Raw genomic sequence first — 16,228 nt, 5'->3', positions numbered from 1 at the left:
TCTGCCGACAGCGAATCGGTGTGTGCGGACGGCTCGGGGCAGGAAGCCTTGCCGGTATGAGAATCCTCCTGCTCGGTGGATCGTCGTTCCTGGGGCGGGCCTTCGCGACCGAGGCCCTCGCGCGGGGCCACGAGGTGACCACGTTCAACCGCGGCCGTTCCCATGACGACCTGCCCGGTGTCGAGCCGGTCCGGGGCGACCGCGACCGCGCCGACGACCTGGCGCGGCTGGTCCAGCGGCAGCACTGGGACGCCGTCGTGGACACCTCGGCCCAGCAGCCCGCCCAGGCCGCGACCTCCGCCCGCCTGCTGCGCGAACACGCCGACCACTACACCCTCGTGTCCTCCGTCCACGCCTTCACCGGCTGGCCGGCCCAGGTGGTCGACGAGGACTCCCCGCTGCGCCCGTGCCCCGCCGACACCCCACCCGACCAGCCGTTCGACAACGCCCTCAAGGCCGGCTGCGAGCGTGCGGTACTGGAGCACTTCGGCGCCGAGCGGGCGCTGATCCTCAACAGCGGACTGCTGATCGGCCCACACGAGAACGGGGGCCGCCTGCCCTGGTGGCTGGAGCGGATGGCCCGCGGCGGTCGGGTGCTGGCGCCGGGCGATCCGACCCGGGCCATGCAGGTCATCGACGTGCGCGACTTCGCGACCTTCGGCCTCGATGCGCTGACCGCCGGGCACGCCGGGCGCTACATCACCACGGCCCCGCCGGGGAACGTCACCTTCGGGGAATTCCTACTCACCTGTCGGGACGTGGTCGGCACACCGGTGGGCGGTGGTGCACCCGCCGAGCTGGTCTGGGTCGAGGACGGCCTGCTGCTCGCCGAGGGGCCGGACAGCGTCCGGCCGTGGAGCGAACTCCCGCTCTGGGCGCCCGCGGGGCCGGACTTCGCAGCCGTCTGGCTTGCCGACACCTCCCGGGCTCGGGCGGCCGGTCTGCGGTGTCGGCCGTTCGCCGAGACCGCGCGCGACACCTGGCTCTGGCTCCAACAGCGTGGGCCTGCCGAGGACACCGACGACGACGGCCTCAAGGGGCGCATGGACGCCCACGTCCGGCAGGGAATCGTCCCGGCCAAGGAGCAGCGCCTGCTCGCCGTCCTGGCGTAGCGCGACGGACGTAGGCGCCGGGTGGCGGGCGCGGTCGCACGCCCAGCGGTTGCAGCCGTACGCGCAGCGGGTGCAACCGTACGCGCAGCGGGTGCAACCGCTGCGCGCAGCGGGTGCGGCGGGCGATCCCTCGGACGGGAGGCCCGGGCCGGTGTTCGCGGCCCGGGCTCACGGCCCGACGTTCCCGGGCCGAGGTTCCCGGGCCGGCGCTCGCGGACCCGGGCTCCCCGTCAGTGGCTGCGCCGGGTGACCAGCTCCGCGAGGGCGAGAAGGTCGTCGGCCGCGGAGGGCACGGGCACCGCGACGGCCAGCTGGGCGAGCGCCGCCGCCATCCGCTCGCAGGACTCCCCCTGCGCCCAGCCGCGCCCACCCGCGCCCTCGACGGCGGCCGCACAGCGACGCAACTCCTCCGGGCTGAGCACCCGTTCGAGCGCGTACAGCTCGGCCAGGACCCGGCCTTCGGCCGTCCCGGAGCCTAGCGCCGCCACCACTGGCAGCGACTTCTTGCGCGCCACCAAGTCCGCACCGACCGGCTTGCCGGTGACGGCCGGGTCACCCCAGATCCCGATCAGGTCGTCGATGAGCTGGAACGCCAGGCCGATCTCGCGGCCGAAGGCGTCCAGCGCCTGGGCGGCCTCCTCGGAGGCGCCCGCGTACCATCCGCCGATCGCGCAGGCGGCGCCGAGCAGCGCGCCGGTCTTGGCCTCCGCCATCGCCAGGCACTCGGCGAGCGAAACGTCACTGCGCTGCTCGAAGGCGCAGTCGATCTGCTGGCCCTCGCAGAGCTCGACCACGCAGTCGGTCAGCCGGCGGATCGAGCCCTGCGCGGCCGGATGCGGGTCCGCCGCGAGCAGGCGCAGGGCCAGCGAGTGCATGGCGTCACCGGCCAGGATCGCCTCGGTGGTACCGAACACTCTCCAGGCGGTGGGCCGGTGACGCCTGGTCTCGTCGCGGTCGATGACGTCGTCGTGGAGCAGCGTGAAGTTGTGGACCAGCTCGACGGCTGCCGCCGCCGCGGTGGCCGAGCCCGGGCTGCCACCGAGGGCCTGGGTGGCCGCCAGGACCATCGCCGGTCTGATGGCCTTTCCGGAGGGGGCGGTCACGGGCGATCCGTCCGCCTCCCACCAGCCGAAGTGGTAGCCCGCGACCTTGCGCATCGAACCGGGCAGTGAGTCGACGGCGGCGCGCAACACCGGGTCCACCAAGCCACGGGCGCGGGCGAGCACGTCCGCCGCCTCGTTCCCCTCGCGGTGATCGCGCTCCAATGTGAAAGTTCCCATGAATTCCTCCCCCTCATGAGGTGGCCGGCGCTGTCCGGCCGGCCGATTCCGCCCGGCCGGGCAGGGCCGTGGCCGACCGGCCCCGGTCAGTCGCGACGCTGGGCGACGTTGACGTTTTCGAGGACACCGACGGCGTCGGGCACCAGAATGGCTGCGGAGTAGTACGCGCTGACCAGATAGGAAATGATGGCCTTCTCGTCGATCCCCATGAACCGGACCGAGAGGCTCGGCTCGAATTCGTCGGGGATCCCGGTCTGGTGCAGGCCGATGACGCCCTGGTTGTCCTCGCCGGTACGCATCGCGATGATCGAGCTGCTGTGACCGTCGGCGATCGGGATCTTGTTGCACGGGAACACCGGCACCCCGCGCCAGCCGAAGACCTGCCGCCCCTGCACCTCGACGGTGTCCGGGTAGAGGCCGCGGCGGCTGCACTCGCGGCCGAAGGCGGCGATGGCTCGCGGGTGGGCGAGGAACATCTTGGTGCTGCGCCGACGGCTCAGCAGCTCGTCCATGTCGTCCGGGGTGGGCGGCCCGGAGTGGGTCTGGATCCGCTGGTCGTACTCGGCGTTCCGCAGCAGGCCGAACTCCGGGTTGTTGATCAGCTCGTGCTCCTGGCGCTCCCGCAGCGCCTCGATGGTCAGCCGCAGCTGGTGCTCGGTCTGGTTCATCGGCTGGTTGTAGAGATCGGCGACCCGACTGTGCACCTTGAGCACGGTCTGCGCGACGCTCAGCTCGTACTCGCGCGGCTTCAGCTCGTAGTCCACGAAGGCGCCGGGCAGCTCGTACTCGCCGTGGTGGCCGGCCGAGAGGCCGATCGCCGCCTCCCCGTGCTTGTTCTGCGCCTGCTCGAAACCGGCCCGATAGTCCGTGATCTGGAGTTGCAGGGCCTCGGAGCGGTTCGCGAGCGCCTGGAACGAGGACCGGGGGAGCGCCAGTACGGTGCCCGCGGTGGCGGCCCGCACGGTGTACGGCCAGACGCCCTCGCTCCGGAGCGCCTCGTCGCCCAGGTGGTCGCCGTCGGCCAGGGTGCCGACGACCGCCTCCTCGCCGTACTTGCCGGACCCCAGTCGGTCGAGCTTGCCGTACGCGATGACGAAGACCTCGTCGCTCGGCGCCCCGGCCGCAACCAGCACGTCACCGGCGGCGAAGTCCCGTCGGACGAAGCGGCCGGCCAGCTCCTCCAGCACGGCGTCGTCCTCGAAGCCGCGCAGCACCGGGATCTCGCGCAGACTCGGCGGGACGATCCGCACCTCGGCCCCGGTCTGGACGAAGCCCACCCGGCCACGGCCGACCGAGTAGCGCAGGCGACGGTTCACCCGGTACGTGCCGCCGGACACCTCGACCCACGGCAGCATCCGGAGCAGCCAGCGCGGGCTGATGCCCTGCATCTGCGGCGCGGACTTGGTGGTCGTCGCGAGATTCCGCGCACCCTCCGTGCTGAGACTCTGCTGCTGGACCTGCGGCTGACCGCCGGGCGCAGGAATACCGACGGTGGTTTCGGTCGACATAGGGAGCCCTTCGCATACCCGGTGAAGTGTCGCCTTGCAACAATCATGGTGAGGCCATTCGGAGGTCCGCCGCAATCACTCTTTCGAGTGGTCGGGATAGCCGAACAAATAGGACGACTAGATCACCTGATCGATATTAATTCGATAAGAATTCGAATACTCGGAACCAGCCTGCCGTTCGGTCGTCGAACGCCCGGCCGGACGGACTGCGGCGCGACCGGCCCGCCACGACCCCGCCGAACGGCCCCGCGCCCCCGCAACCCCGCGGGCACCCCCGGTGCGCGACCCTGCGTGGGGCCGCTAAGGTGCCACCTCAAAGGGCCACGGGGCCGGTTGACGTGTGTGGTCGCACCGGATGGCCCTCCCCTCGTTCACCCCTGCCCTGGTAGGCCTTCATGAGCGCCCCCGTACGTGTCTGGCTCAACCGCACCTACGCCGAGAACGTCTTCTTCATCGAACAACTGCGCGCCGCCCCGCGCCCCGTCCTGGTCCACGCCACCCATGTCGACGCCGACTCCCCCGTCCTGGCCGCCGCCGACCACGCCGCTCTGGAACCGGGTGGCCTGACCCCGGACGCCTACGTCGCCTACGCGCTCGACTACTGCGCCCGCCACTCCGTCGACGTCTTCCTGCCCCGCCTCAACCAGCTCGCGATATCCCTGCACCACCAGGAGTTCGAGGCGATCGGCACCGCCCTCGCCTGCCCGCCCGCGACCGCGATCGCCGCCTTCGACAGCAAGGCGGACGGCTACGCGGCGCTGGCCGCCGCCGGCCTGCCCACCCCGCCCTGGTGGCAGGTGCGCAGCGCCGCCGACCTGCTCGCCGCCGTCGACCGGATCGAGGCCGCCGGCCTCACCGCCTGCCTCAAGCCGGTCTCCGGCGCCGGCGGCGAGGGCTTCCGGGTGCTCACCCGCGAACCGTTCGGCCTGCACCGGCTGGCCGGCTGGGACAGCCGGGTCCAGGTCGAGCAGGTGGCCGCCGCACTGGACGCCTCCGACGAACCCGCCGACCTGCTGGTGATGCCCTTCCTGGACGGGCCCGAGGTCTCGGTGGACTGCCTCGCCGACCGCGACGGCACCCTGCTCGCCGCCGTCGGACGCAGCAAGCACCGGCGCCGCCGCAGCTTCACCACCGCACCGAGGTATCTGGAACCGGCCCGCCGGGTGGTCGAGTCCACCGGGATGGCCTTCCTCTCCAACGTGCAGTTCCGCCACCTCGCCGGGGAGCCGATCGTCATCGACGTCAACACCCGGCCCTCCGGCGGTCTGCACCAACTGCGCCTGTGCGGGCTCAATCTGCCGTGGAATGCGGTGCAGTTGGCGCTCGGCGAGCGGCCCGACACCGACTGGCCCGAGGAACTGGCCGGGATCGAGTACACGCTGGTCGCCGGCATCCAGCCGGTGCTGCCGCGCGAGGTCCCGTTCGGCCTCGGCCTCACCCCGGTGGAGCTCGTGCACTGAGCGACGGCGACCTTCGGGGGGCCTTCGGGGCGGGGTCCGGTCAGGTCCCGGCCGCTCCGGCCGCCACTGCGGGCCCGACGCACCTGCTACAGCGGGCCGTTCCAGTCCAGCGTCGGTTCCAGCACCCCCTCCAGGGTGAGCAGCCAGCGCTTCACCTCGATGCCCACCCGGCCGCCGCCGAAGCCGCCGATCCCGTCCGCCGCCACCACCCGGTGGCACGGCACCAACAGCGGCACGGGATTGGCGGCCATCATCTGCCCGACCGTCCGGGCGGCCAGCCCGGGCTCCGCCACTCCCTCGAACACCCCACTGCGGGCGGCCAGTTCACCGTAGGTGATGGTCCGACCGTAGGGCACCTCGCGGAGCAGGGTCTGCAGCACCGTCCGGTGCGGACCGGTGCTCAGGCTCCAGTCGATCGGAAGTCCCGGCTCCCGGCTCCGCCCGGCCAGGTAGTCGCCGATCCGCGTCTTCACCGCGGCGATCTTCGCCTCGTCCGTGCAGCGCGGCAGCTCACCGGCCTCGTCCCCCAGGTAGCCCCCGGCCACCACGCCCAGCGGCGTCACGGCGATGTGCATCGGCCCGCTCGGCAGCGGCGTCTCCACCCTCAGCCAGGACATCCCGCCCGGCCGGGGCGCGCCGCCCGGTCGCGCTCCGGACGGCGTGGCCGCTCCGGACGACGTCGACGCTCCGGTCCGCTCCATCGACCCCGACTGCGACATCCGCGGGCCCCCGCCCTCCTCCGCCGGACCGGCCGCCGGCCGCGCCGGCACCCGGAAGGCGCGCGAGGACCACCCGCCCCGCGCGCCATCGTACGTCTCACAGCGGTCCGGCACCGGTCCGTCCGGAGCACGTCCTCGCCCGGGGACCGACCCGACGGTCCTGCCCTAGAGCCGCCCCTTCATTTCCGTGGCGAGCTCCCGCGACCAGTGCACCAGCTCGGCCCGGTCGGGCGCCCGGCCCTCGCAGAGGGCCACGAGCTGTGCGTCGTTGATCCGGTTCGGCCCGGGGATCTCCAGCAGATAGGCGAGTTCCTCAAGCATCGTGGCGAGTCGCTTGGCATCGGCGTGCTCCACGGCGACGGACGCCTCGTGGTGGCTGATGGTGAGAGAACCAGGCATGGCCGACCTCCTCCGTTCACCCCCGCACTCCCTCCACCGTACGACCGGCCCGCCCACGGTGCTCTCCCGGTGCGCCGGAGTCGCACCCGCCGGGAGGCCCCCGGCCCCGCTCCCCCGGCGTTCCCCGGCTCAGCCGGCTCCACCGCCACTCGCCCGCCCGGGTGGGTCCCAGCTCGCGCAGCGCACCTCGCGCACCGCCAACACCGTGACACCGGAGACGAGTTGCCAGAGGGCCCCGAAGGCCAGCACGGTACCCGCCCCGACCCGCTCGGCCAGCGGACCGGCCGCCGCCAGCCCGAGCGGGCCGAGGACGAAGGCGCCCAGCCCGCCGAAGGCGGTGACCCGGGCCAGGACGTCACCGGGCACCCAGCGTTGCATCGTGGTTTCGTACAGCGCCCCGCAGACCGCCGACCCGAGCCCGGCCACCAGTGCCGCCGCGGCCGTCCAGAGCAGCGGCGCGCCCGCCGCGAGCGCCGCGGAGGGCAGCGCCCAGCCGAGGGTCGCCACCGTGGCGACCGCGAGCGGCCGCGCGGGCCGGCGGCCCAGCATCAGCAGACCGCCCAGCACCGCGCCGACCCCGTACGCAGCCATCACCAGGCCCCAGGCGCGCGCCCCGCCGAGCTCGCGCTGCGCGGTCAACGGCCCGAGCACCAGGAACGGCGCCCAGACCAGCAGGTTGAAGAAGGCCATCTGCACCGTGGTGACCCAGAGCCACGTCCGCGACCGGAACTCCGACCACCCCTCGCGCAGATCCGCCGGCATCGAGTTCGACGCACCCGGTTCCGCCGGCCCGGGCACCCCGAGCCGACCCAGCGCCAGCGCACCGACCCCGTACGTGACGGCGTCGACCAGCAGGACGGACGCCGGCCCGGACCACGCCACCAGCACCCCCGCGAGCGCCGGACCGGCCACCGTGGAGACCGAACGGGCCAACCCCAGCAGGGCGATAGCGTCCGCAAGGGACTCCTTCCGCGCGACCAACCCGGGCACCAGCGCCCCCAGCGCGGGCAGGAACACCCCCTCACCGAGCCCCCAGAGCGCGACCAGCCCCACCATCGCCCACACCGGCGCGTGCCCGGAGGCCAGCGCGACCGCGAACACCCCCTGCACCCCGCAGCGCAGCCCCTCTCTGTCAGCCTTGGGTGAGACGTCCCGCTTTGTCGGGTTAGCCTGAGAGGGCCCGAGTAGGAGTTCCACCCCTGATGACCAGCACCAAGCCGTCCGCGTCCGACCCGGCTCCCCGGCCGAAGCGCCGCACCTTCACGCCCGAGTACAAGCTGCGGATCGTCGCCGAGTACGACGCCGCGCCCGAGGGCGAGAAGGGCGCGGTCCTGCGCCGCGAGCGCCTCTACCACTCCCACGTCACCGAGTGGCGGGCCGCGCGCGACGCCGGGGCCCTGGAGAACCTGGTCGACCGCCGCACGAGCCCGGCCCGCCCGAAGAAGTCCGCCACCGAGGCGGAGAACGAGAAGCTGCGCCGCCAGGTGGAACGGCTGGAGAGGGAGCTCGCCCGGAACAAGGCCGCGCTGGAGGTCCTGGGAAAAGCGTCGGCGCTCTTGGAAATGATCTCCGAGAGCGCGGACTGACGCACGCCGCCGACCCCGTCGTGGACGAGGCGTTCACCGCCATCGAACACCAGTTGGGCACCACGGCCGCGTGCCGGCTGACCGGCCGCTCCCGGGCCACCCACTACCGCAGACTGAAACCGCCACCCCCGCGCAAGCCCAGGTCCCCGCAGGTCCAACCCTCCGCCCTGACGGCCGAAGAGCGTGACGCGGTCCTGAAGTTGATGAACAGCCCCGAGTACGCCGAACTGCCACCCGCGCAGATCTGGGCCCGCGAACTGGACACCGGGCGCTACCACTGCTCGGTCTCCACGATGTACCGGATCCTGCGCGAGCGCGGCCAGTCCGGTGAGCGCCGCCGCCAGGCCACCCACCCGGCCAAGACGGTGCCCGAACTGGTCGCCGACGGCCCCTCCCAGGTCTTCACCTGGGACATCACCAAAGCGGCCGGCCCCCGCAAGGGCATCTGGTACCACGCCTACGTCATCATCGACATCTTCAGCCGCTACATCGTCGGCCACACCGTCGAGGCGGCCGAATCAGCCGAACGAGCCGAGGAGCTGATCCGCGAGACCATCGCACGCAACGGCATCGTCCCCGAGACCGTGCACGCCGACCGGGGCACCTCGATGACCTCCAAGAAAGTCTCCCAGCTGCTGATCGACCTCGGCGTCACCAGGAGCCACTCGCGCCCCAAGGTCTCCAACGACAACCCCTACAGCGAGGCCCAGTTCAAGACCACCAAGTACATGTCCGACTACCCCGAGCGATTCGACTCCCTCGCCCACGCCCGCGAATGGTTCGACGCCTTCATCGCGTACTACAACCACGAACACCGGCACTCGGGCATCGGACTTCACACACCCGCCAGCGTCCACTTCGGCACCGCCGAGGAGATCCGCGACCAGCGGGCCATCACCCTCTCCGAGGCCTACGCGCGCCACCCCGAACGCTTCGGCCGCCGCCCCAGACCACCCGAGATCCCGAAGACGGCATGGATCAACGACCCCGCCAAGCGCAGCCAACCCGCACCACAAACCTCATAGCATCACGACCGTCTCACTGGACTTGAAATCTTCCGGCACGTCCGCGGCCAGCATCACCCGCCGGCTGCCCAGCCGGTCCGCGACCACCCCGCCGGCCGGCATCACCAGCACGATCGGCAGGACCCTGGCCGCCATCACCCACCCCAGGTCGGTGCCGCCCCCACCATCGTCGAGCACCGCGAAGGCCACCGCGACCGGCGCCATCGAGGAGCCGAAAAGGGAGGTCGCGTAGCCGACGAAGAACCACCGGAAATCGTGTTCGCCCAGCACGGAGAGGCGGCTGCGCAGCCGCGTCCGGCGGGCGGGAACCAGGTCCACATCCACTGCCATGGGCGGCAAGTCTGCCCGCGCCCCGAAGCCGCTTTCAAGACTTCCGGCCGGAAAACCTGAGCCCATTAGGGTCAATTCCTGCAGCCAAGCCACCTACCGCAGTAAATTCTCCCTGCAACCTCCTCTCACCTGCTATTTACTGCGCTATCCGGCTATGCTCAATTCGCCCTCCACCCATCATTTACTGCGGAAAGCGAGCTCCGATGACCATGAGGCCCCCCGTCGAGTACGCGGTCGCGGTCGAGCGCTACCTGGCCGCCTCAGGCCTCGGCACCGGCTCCCGCCGCGTCTACCGGATCGCCCTCGACACCTGGGCCTGGGCACTCGCCGACCGACCAGCCCCCACCGGTCCCGAGCGGCGCCGCGCCCGCCCCCCGGTCCTCCCGCTCGCCCTGCTCGACCGCCCCGACGCCCCCGCCCGTCTCCAGGCCGCCGCCGCCCACCGCGCCGCCACGTCCGGCACGCGCACCCTCAACCGCGAAGTCTCCACCCTGCGTGCGGCCGCCGCCTGGTGGCTCGCCCAGGGCTGGATCTCCACCCGGAAGATTTCAAGTCCAGTGAGACGGTCGTGATGCTATGAGGTTTGTGGTGCGGGTTGGCTGCGCTTGGCGGGGTCGTTGATCCATGCCGTCTTCGGGATCTCGGGTGGTCTGGGGCGGCGGCCGAAGCGTTCGGGGTGGCGCGCGTAGGCCTCGGAGAGGGTGATGGCCCGCTGGTCGCGGATCTCCTCGGCGGTGCCGAAGTGGACGCTGGCGGGTGTGTGAAGTCCGATGCCCGAGTGCCGGTGTTCGTGGTTGTAGTACGCGATGAAGGCGTCGAACCATTCGCGGGCGTGGGCGAGGGAGTCGAATCGCTCGGGGTAGTCGGACATGTACTTGGTGGTCTTGAACTGGGCCTCGCTGTAGGGGTTGTCGTTGGAGACCTTGGGGCGCGAGTGGCTCCTGGTGACGCCGAGGTCGATCAGCAGCTGGGAGACTTTCTTGGAGGTCATCGAGGTGCCCCGGTCGGCGTGCACGGTCTCGGGGACGATGCCGTTGCGTGCGATGGTCTCGCGGATCAGCTCCTCGGCTCGTTCGGCTGATTCGGCCGCCTCGACGGTGTGGCCGACGATGTAGCGGCTGAAGATGTCGATGATGACGTAGGCGTGGTACCAGATGCCCTTGCGGGGGCCGGCCGCTTTGGTGATGTCCCAGGTGAAGACCTGGGAGGGGCCGTCGGCGACCAGTTCGGGCACCGTCTTGGCCGGGTGGGTGGCCTGGCGGCGGCGCTCACCGGACTGGCCGCGCTCGCGCAGGATCCGGTACATCGTGGAGACCGAGCAGTGGTAGCGCCCGGTGTCCAGTTCGCGGGCCCAGATCTGCGCGGGTGGCAGTTCGGCGTACTCGGGGCTGTTCATCAACTTCAGGACCGCGTCACGCTCTTCGGCCGTCAGGGCGGAGGGTTGGACCTGCGGGGACCTGGGCTTGCGCGGGGGTGGCGGTTTCAGTCTGCGGTAGTGGGTGGCCCGGGAGCGGCCGGTCAGCCGGCACGCGGCCGTGGTGCCCAACTGGTGTTCGATGGCGGTGAACGCCTCGTCCACGACGGGGTCGGCGGCGTGCGTCAGTCCGCGCTCTCGGAGATCATTTCCAAGAGCGCCGACGCTTTTCCCAGGACCTCCAGCGCGGCCTTGTTCCGGGCGAGCTCCCTCTCCAGCCGTTCCACCTGGCGGCGCAGCTTCTCGTTCTCCGCCTCGGTGGCGGACTTCTTCGGGCGGGCCGGGCTCGTGCGGCGGTCGACCAGGTTCTCCAGGGCCCCGGCGTCGCGCGCGGCCCGCCACTCGGTGACGTGGGAGTGGTAGAGGCGCTCGCGGCGCAGGACCGCGCCCTTCTCGCCCTCGGGCGCGGCGTCGTACTCGGCGACGATCCGCAGCTTGTACTCGGGCGTGAAGGTGCGGCGCTTCGGCCGGGGAGCCGGGTCGGACGCGGACGGCTTGGTGCTGGTCATCAGGGGTGGAACTCCTACTCGGGCCCTCTCAGGCTAACCCGACAAAGCGGGACGTCTCACCCAAGGCTGACAGAGAGGGCCGCGGTAGGCCTCGATGAGCGTCACCGACGTGGTCACGACCCGGATACCGGAGCGATCCGCGTCCTTCAACCGGGCGCCCATCGCACGGTGCCCAAGAACGGCTTGAGACAAGCCCTCGCTGTCGAGCACCTACACGAGCTCGGACATCAGCCCGCCTTGCGATGAGGCACCGAACGAGCCTTGCGCTCCGCGTGTCGCCGTTGAGCGAGAGCCTCTCCGCCTCGGCGGCCACCAGCTCCGCGCCGGTCACCTCACCGTGCTCGCCTTCCCACCAGCCGACGAACTCGTGCAGGTGGTCCCGCTCGCGCTGACGCGCGATGGCCTGCGCGACGTCCGACTGAACCCGCCTCGGCGCGGACCTCCTCCGCCAGTTCCTCCGGCAGCGTCACCGTGCACTTCTTCGTTGCCATACCAGTCACCACACCGACTGGCCGATCCGAACGAACCGGGGCGGCACCGCCCCGCAAGCCATCGCGTCGCTCACGCAAACGGCCCCGGACATCCGAGGCCGGTGATCAAGCCCCCGGAAGGCCGAAGCTGCCGCCCATCCGGGTGGTGCCGAGAGCCCCCTGTCGGGTTCGAACCGACGACCCCCGCTTTACAAGCACCGCCCCGATCCTGACAGTTCGTAATGCCTGCTGCTGCGCGGTGCTGATCCCGCAGGCCAGCGCCGCGCAGCAGGTTGCCTCGTCCAACCCCGCCAGCTCGCTGCCACGCCATCCGCTCACGCGAGCGAGCTCCGTCGAGATGGGGCCATACCCACCGCGGGGTCGCCGTCAGGCATGTCCTCAACAGAGATTGAGAGAGGTGTCTCCGAAGTCGGCAACGACTCGCAGTTGCCCGCCAAGGGCCTCGATGTACTTGCGCAGCGTCGGCAGTTCGGCGATGTCGAGGTCTCCCCGCTCAATCTGGGAGACACGGGGCTGCCCAACCCCCATAGCCGCAGCCACTTCCACCTGAGTGAGGTGTTGGGACTTGCGGACCTCGGCAAGGCGATAGGCGCGGACTTCGGCACGCAGGTGCTCGAGAGCCGCGGCTTCCTCGACCAGCGTGCGCTGAGTGCCCGCAGCCTCACGAAGCTCACGGGCCTTGACCTTGGTATCGGTCCAACTGGTGAAGTTCTTGCTGCTCATGCGGGACCTTCCTCCTCCATGGTCTCCAGGTGCTCGTCGTATCGCGCATCAGCGACCGGGATGTTGGCGCGGTACCACTGCGTCCATGCACGGGCCTTGTCTCCAGCGACGAGGATGATCGCCCGCCGGACTGGATCGAAGGCGAATAGCAGCCGCAGCTCCGATCCGCCCGACGATCCGGGACGCAGCTCCTTCATGTTGTGGTGGCGGGAGCCTTGAATCCGATCCACCAGCGGACGGCCCAGCGTGGGCCCTTCGACCTCCAGGGTATTGATGGCGTCAGCGACCTGGTCCGCCGACACCGGGTCGTTCTTGGAGAGGTCGAGGAACCAGGCCTCAACGTCGTTGTGAAGAATGATCTCCCAGCCCACGACAGACCAATATATCCCACGCCTAATATTAGGCGCAAGCCATACTTGCATCAGGCCTGCACTCGCCGATCGTGCGGTCGGCGCCGGACTTTCGCGTCCCCGCTCACGCAAAACGGCCCCGGACGAGTCGCCCGAGGCCGGTGATCAAGCCCCCGGAAGGCCGAAGCTGCAGCTCATCCGGGGTGGTACTCAGAGCCCCCTGTCGGGTTCGAACCGACGACCCCCGCTTTACAAGAGCGGTGCTCTGGCCAGCTGAGCTAAGGAGGCATGGTGACCGTCCGCGACGTGGTCACGGCGGCACCGGGGGCAGTCTACCGGGCGGGGCCGGGACGGGGGCGGCATATCCGGGGGATGGGCGGGGTGGCTGGGATGAGGCGGGCGTGACGCAACCGATGCCGAAATCGAACGGTCCGGGGGCTGACAAGCGGCGTGGTCGCAGGTAGCGTCGCCGGGAGTCGGCTTGTGCGGTGGTTCAGACCACTGGGCGGGCCGGCGGCACGACATCCACCCTTTACTCGGATCGTCCGGCACGTTCCTGCCGGTGAAGGAGAGCTCAGTCATGGCTTCTGTGACGTACGACAAAGCGACCCGGGTCTACCCCGGCGCCGACAAGCCGTCGGTGGACGCGCTGGACCTGGAGATCGCGGACGGCGAGTTCCTCGTCCTGGTCGGCCCCTCGGGCTGCGGCAAGTCGACCAGCCTGCGGATGCTGGCCGGTCTGGAGGACGTCAACAGCGGCGCCATCCGCATCGGCGACCGCGACGTCACCCACCTGCCGCCGAAGGACCGGGACATCGCGATGGTGTTCCAGAACTACGCGCTCTACCCGCACATGACCGTGGCGGAGAACATGGGCTTCGGGCTCAAGATCGCGGGCGTCAACAAGAGCGAGATCCGCACCAAGGTCGAAGAGGCCGCGAAGATCCTCGACCTCACCGAGTACCTGGACCGCAAGCCGAAGGCGCTCTCCGGCGGTCAGCGCCAGCGCGTCGCCATGGGCCGCGCGATCGTCCGCGAGCCGCAGGTCTTCCTGATGGACGAGCCGCTGTCGAACCTCGACGCCAAGCTCCGCGTCTCGACCCGTACCCAGATCGCGGGCCTGCAGCGCCGGCTGGGCATCACCACCGTCTACGTCACGCACGACCAGACCGAGGCGCTCACCATGGGCGACCGGGTCGCGGTGCTCAAGGGCGGCGTGCTGCAGCAGGTAGACACCCCGCGCAACATGTACGACAAGCCCGCCAACCTCTTCGTGGCCGGCTTCATCGGTTCGCCGGCCATGAACCTGGTCGAGGTGCCGCTGGTGGACGGCGGCGTGAAGTTCGGCGGCTCGGTCGTCAACATCTCCCGCGAGGACCTGGCGGGCGCCGGCAGCGACAAGACCGTGACGGTCGGCATCCGACCGGAGCACTTCGAGATCGTCGCGGGCGGTGGCATCGAGGGTGTCGCCGTGACCGTCAACGTGGTCGAGGAGCTCGGCTCGGACGGCTTCGTCTACGGCACCACCAAGATCGGCGGCGAGGACCGGGACCTGGTCGTCCGCGTGCACGGCCGTCAGATCCCGGCCCGCGGCGAGACGATCCACGTCGTGCCGACCGCCGGCGAGACCCACGTGTTCTCCACCACCACCGGTGCCCGCCTGAGCAGCTGAGCGCGCCGCGGGCGACGGGCCGCCCACGGCAGCACCGGGACGGAGCCCCGTCGGACCACGCGGTCCGGCGGGGCTCCGCCGTCGTCAACACGGTGCAGGGACGAACCGGGACACCCTGTCACTCGATGGTGTAACGGAGCGCGATCCTCCCCCCACTCGCCGCTACGCTCCTGAGCGTGAAGCAGCTAGTTCGCCGCATCGGCCAGACCATCGCCCTCACCCTGCCCGTGGTCCTCGTCACCACCGGCACCCTCGCCGTGACCAGGGTGCCGTGGGCTCCGCCCACCGGGCTGGACCAGCAGGTCGTGGCGGCCTCCAGCGAGGACGGCGCCGGCATCGGTCGGACGTCCGCCGGCAAGGCGCCGGACGGGCTCGCCCCGCAGGACGCCCTCCGCGTCGCGCTGCTGGACGAACTGCGCGCGCACAACCCGGGCACCGCGCTGGACCTGCTGGAGCGCTCGATGCGCGAGCAGCCGGAGCTGACGCCGTACTGCAGCACGCTCGCCACCGAGCTGGGCAAGGCGGCCGTGCGCAAGTACCAGGGCGACGCCAAGCGTGCACGGTCCTTCGCCCGCCCGGTCTGTGACGGTTCCTTCGCCGCGGGTGCCGCCGGCTGACGCCCGCCGGGCGGCGTGCGCGCCTATTGTGCAGGCATGAGCGCTGACACCACGCCCCCGCCGGCCCCACAGCCATCCGCGGCGCAGCAGCAGCCCGTCATCACCCAGGCCGTCATCCTGGCCGGCGGCCAGGGCTCCCGGCTGCGTCCCTACACGGACGACCGGCCGAAGCCGCTGGTCGAGATCCCGGGAACGGGCACCCCGATCCTCGGGCACCAGCTGGCCTGGCTCGCCGCCGAGGGCGTCACCGACGTGGTGATCTCCTGCGGGCACCTGGCCGACGTGCTGCAGGAGTGGCTCGACAAGGCCGAACTGCCGCTGCGGGTCCGTACGGTCGTCGAGGCGGAGCCGCTCGGACGCGGCGGCGGGCTCAAGTACGCGGCCAGGGCGCTGCCCCGGCCGGACGAGCCCTGGTACGCCACCAACGGCGACATCTGGACCAGGTTCAGCCTGCGCGACATGGCCGCCTTCCACCGCGAGCGGGACGCCGTCGCGACGCTCGCGCTGGCCCGACCGCGGATCCCCTGGGGCGCGGTGGAGACGGACCAGTTCGGCAACGTCCTCGACTTCATCGAGGCCCCGCCCTCGCCGTTCCTCATCAACGCCGGCCTCTACGTGTTCGGGCCGGAGTTCACCGAGCTGCTGCCGGACGTCGGCGACCACGAGCGGACGACCTTCCCGCAGCTGGCCCGCAGCAAGAAGCTGGCCGGGTACCAACTGCCGCAGGGCGTGTACTGGCGCGCCATCGACACCGCGAAGGACCTCACCGAGGCGGCCAAGGAGCTCGCCTCGGGGGCCGGCCGGCCGCCGGCGTAGCCGCGGGAGGCCTCCGCCGGACCACCTGCGGCGGGCCGTCGGGCCGCAGACCCCGGCGGCCCCCGCCCCACACGACAGTGGGCCGGGTGCTCCCCCACGGAGCACCCGGCCCACTCGTTCCGCCGTGAGCGGGGACCTGCCGCTGCGGGCGTCCGGC

Annotated in this window: 18 protein-coding genes and 1 tRNA gene; 8 read left to right on the top strand and 11 right to left on the bottom strand. The window is 71.3% G+C overall.

All coding sequences use genetic code 11. The annotated features are described in order from the left end of the window. The first annotated feature begins 56 nt into the window (after positions 1–56). Entirely contained in the window at positions 57–1,112 is a 1,056-nt protein-coding gene (locus ACF9IK_RS20475; RefSeq protein ID WP_395295625.1) for an NAD-dependent epimerase/dehydratase family protein, read from the top strand. Between the two features lie 230 nt (positions 1,113–1,342). Here the strand turns inward: ACF9IK_RS20475 and ACF9IK_RS20470 are convergent, their stop codons facing one another. Continuing rightward, positions 1,343–2,392 carry a family 2 encapsulin nanocompartment cargo protein polyprenyl transferase gene (locus ACF9IK_RS20470; RefSeq protein ID WP_395295624.1) on the bottom strand — a complete coding sequence of 350 codons (1,050 nt, stop codon included), beginning with the start codon at positions 2,390–2,392 and terminating at the stop codon, positions 1,343–1,345. 86 nt (positions 2,393–2,478) lie between these two features. Continuing rightward, positions 2,479–3,900, bottom strand: coding sequence for a family 2B encapsulin nanocompartment shell protein (locus ACF9IK_RS20465; RefSeq protein WP_395295623.1), 1,422 nt, complete (start codon positions 3,898–3,900; stop codon positions 2,479–2,481). A gap of 395 nt (positions 3,901–4,295) precedes the next feature. Between ACF9IK_RS20465 and ACF9IK_RS20460 the strand changes: the two genes are divergently transcribed. Beyond that, positions 4,296–5,360, top strand: coding sequence for an ATP-grasp domain-containing protein (locus tag ACF9IK_RS20460; RefSeq protein WP_395295622.1), 1,065 nt, complete (start codon positions 4,296–4,298; stop codon positions 5,358–5,360). A gap of 86 nt (positions 5,361–5,446) precedes the next feature. On the opposite strand, the gene ACF9IK_RS20455 is transcribed toward ACF9IK_RS20460, so the two are convergent. The 3 genes from ACF9IK_RS20455 to ACF9IK_RS20445 form a co-directional block, all read right to left on the bottom strand. After that, complete coding sequence (locus tag ACF9IK_RS20455; RefSeq protein WP_395295621.1) at positions 5,447–5,977, bottom strand: methylated-DNA--[protein]-cysteine S-methyltransferase; 531 nt, start codon at positions 5,975–5,977, stop codon at positions 5,447–5,449. A gap of 267 nt (positions 5,978–6,244) precedes the next feature. Continuing rightward, positions 6,245–6,478 carry a hypothetical protein gene (locus tag ACF9IK_RS20450; protein WP_395295620.1) on the bottom strand — a complete coding sequence of 78 codons (234 nt, stop codon included), beginning with the start codon at positions 6,476–6,478 and terminating at the stop codon, positions 6,245–6,247. 129 nt (positions 6,479–6,607) lie between these two features. Continuing rightward, a complete protein-coding gene (locus ACF9IK_RS20445) occupies positions 6,608–7,579 on the bottom strand; it encodes an MFS transporter (protein ID WP_395295619.1) in 972 nt (323 codons plus the stop codon). Positions 7,580–7,680: 101 nt separating this feature from the next. Here ACF9IK_RS20445 and ACF9IK_RS20440 point away from each other — a divergent pair, with 101 nt between their 5' ends. Further along, positions 7,681–8,064: a transposase gene (locus ACF9IK_RS20440; protein ID WP_395295430.1), complete on the top strand. Its 384-nt coding sequence runs from the start codon at positions 7,681–7,683 to the stop codon at positions 8,062–8,064. Positions 8,065–8,084: 20 nt separating this feature from the next. Continuing rightward, a complete protein-coding gene (locus tag ACF9IK_RS20435) occupies positions 8,085–9,089 on the top strand; it encodes an IS3 family transposase (protein WP_395292217.1) in 1,005 nt (334 codons plus the stop codon). On the opposite strand, the gene ACF9IK_RS20430 is transcribed toward ACF9IK_RS20435, so the two are convergent. Then, entirely contained in the window at positions 9,084–9,512 is a 429-nt protein-coding gene (locus ACF9IK_RS20430) for a hypothetical protein (protein WP_395295618.1), read from the bottom strand. The genes ACF9IK_RS20435 and ACF9IK_RS20430 overlap by 6 nt on opposite strands. Positions 9,513–9,622: 110 nt before the next feature. On the opposite strand from ACF9IK_RS20430, the gene ACF9IK_RS20425 reads away from it, so the two are divergent. Continuing rightward, positions 9,623–9,991 (top strand): hypothetical protein, encoded by a 369-nt coding sequence (locus ACF9IK_RS20425; protein WP_395295617.1) that lies wholly within the window; start codon positions 9,623–9,625, stop codon positions 9,989–9,991. A 2-nt stretch (positions 9,992–9,993) separates the two neighbouring features. On the opposite strand, the gene ACF9IK_RS20420 is transcribed toward ACF9IK_RS20425, so the two are convergent. The 5 genes from ACF9IK_RS20420 to ACF9IK_RS20400 all read right to left on the bottom strand — a co-directional run bounded on the left by ACF9IK_RS20420 (position 9,994) and on the right by ACF9IK_RS20400 (position 13,254). Then, the gene (locus ACF9IK_RS20420) at positions 9,994–10,998 is read right to left on the bottom strand and encodes an IS3 family transposase (protein ID WP_395292217.1); all 1,005 of its coding nucleotides are present in this window, start codon (positions 10,996–10,998) and stop codon (positions 9,994–9,996) included. Between the two features lie 20 nt (positions 10,999–11,018). Next, on the bottom strand, positions 11,019–11,402 hold the full coding sequence (locus ACF9IK_RS20415) for a transposase (RefSeq protein ID WP_395295430.1): 384 nt from the start codon (positions 11,400–11,402) through the stop codon (positions 11,019–11,021). A gap of 869 nt (positions 11,403–12,271) precedes the next feature. Beyond that, complete coding sequence (locus tag ACF9IK_RS20410) at positions 12,272–12,616, bottom strand: helix-turn-helix domain-containing protein (RefSeq protein ID WP_395295616.1); 345 nt, start codon at positions 12,614–12,616, stop codon at positions 12,272–12,274. Then, positions 12,613–12,987 (bottom strand): type II toxin-antitoxin system RelE/ParE family toxin, encoded by a 375-nt coding sequence (locus tag ACF9IK_RS20405; protein ID WP_395295615.1) that lies wholly within the window; start codon positions 12,985–12,987, stop codon positions 12,613–12,615. The genes ACF9IK_RS20410 and ACF9IK_RS20405 overlap by 4 nt, the downstream gene beginning before the upstream one ends. Before the next feature lie 193 nt (positions 12,988–13,180). Next, positions 13,181–13,254: transfer RNA gene (locus tag ACF9IK_RS20400), tRNA-Thr, on the bottom strand. A gap of 292 nt (positions 13,255–13,546) precedes the next feature. On the opposite strand from ACF9IK_RS20400, the gene ACF9IK_RS20395 reads away from it, so the two are divergent. The 3 genes from ACF9IK_RS20395 (at position 13,547) to ACF9IK_RS20385 (ending at position 16,071) form a co-directional block, all read left to right on the top strand. Further along, complete coding sequence (locus ACF9IK_RS20395) at positions 13,547–14,638, top strand: ABC transporter ATP-binding protein (RefSeq protein ID WP_395295614.1); 1,092 nt, start codon at positions 13,547–13,549, stop codon at positions 14,636–14,638. Between the two features lie 176 nt (positions 14,639–14,814). Further along, on the top strand, positions 14,815–15,255 hold the full coding sequence (locus ACF9IK_RS20390; RefSeq protein ID WP_395295613.1) for a hypothetical protein: 441 nt from the start codon (positions 14,815–14,817) through the stop codon (positions 15,253–15,255). A gap of 36 nt (positions 15,256–15,291) precedes the next feature. After that, a complete protein-coding gene (locus ACF9IK_RS20385; protein WP_395295612.1) occupies positions 15,292–16,071 on the top strand; it encodes a nucleotidyltransferase family protein in 780 nt (259 codons plus the stop codon). The last annotated feature ends 157 nt before the right edge of the window (positions 16,072–16,228 follow it).

Source organism: Kitasatospora hibisci (assembly GCF_043950205.1).
Taxonomy (GTDB): Bacteria; Actinomycetota; Actinomycetes; order Streptomycetales; family Streptomycetaceae; genus Kitasatospora; species Kitasatospora hibisci.
This window is presented reverse-complemented; position numbering and strand designations above follow the sequence as displayed.